Annotated in this window: 1 protein-coding gene; it reads right to left on the bottom strand. The window is 67.3% G+C overall.

Annotation, left to right across the window (positions count from 1 at the left end):
• Positions 1 to 36: 36 nt before the first annotated feature.
• A partial coding sequence (locus HTV45_RS33500; RefSeq protein ID WP_215209643.1) for a DUF3152 domain-containing protein occupies positions 37 to 352 on the bottom strand: 316 nt, incomplete at its 5' end.

Genomic DNA, 352 nt, shown 5'->3' with positions numbered 1-352 from the left:
GCCGTTCAGCGTGCTGACCGGCCAGGGAGGCGCGGGTCAGTTGGGGTAGGCCCAGGGGTTGGCCTTGCAGGTGATCCCATCCATGGACAGGAACTTGGTCTGCTGCTGCATCACCGGCGCCAGCCCACCGTCACGGCTGCAGCTGACGTGGTTGAAGCCGAGCCGGTGGCCGATCTCGTGGTTGATGAGTATCTGGCGGTACGCGTGTATGGCGTCGCCGTAGGTCTCGGCGCCCTGGGCCCAGCGGTAGGCGTTGATCATCACGCGGTCGGTGGAGGCCGAGTCGCAGGAGACGTTGTCGATGGTGGTGTCCAGGCCGGACTTGGCGCACCACTCGGCGGTGGTGCCGGGG

The sequence above is a fragment of the Streptomyces sp. CHD11 genome (genome assembly GCF_018638295.1).
GTDB lineage: Bacteria > Actinomycetota > Actinomycetes > Streptomycetales > Streptomycetaceae > Streptomyces.
Note: the sequence above shows the minus strand (reverse complement) of the source record. Positions and strands in the feature narration are given on the sequence as shown.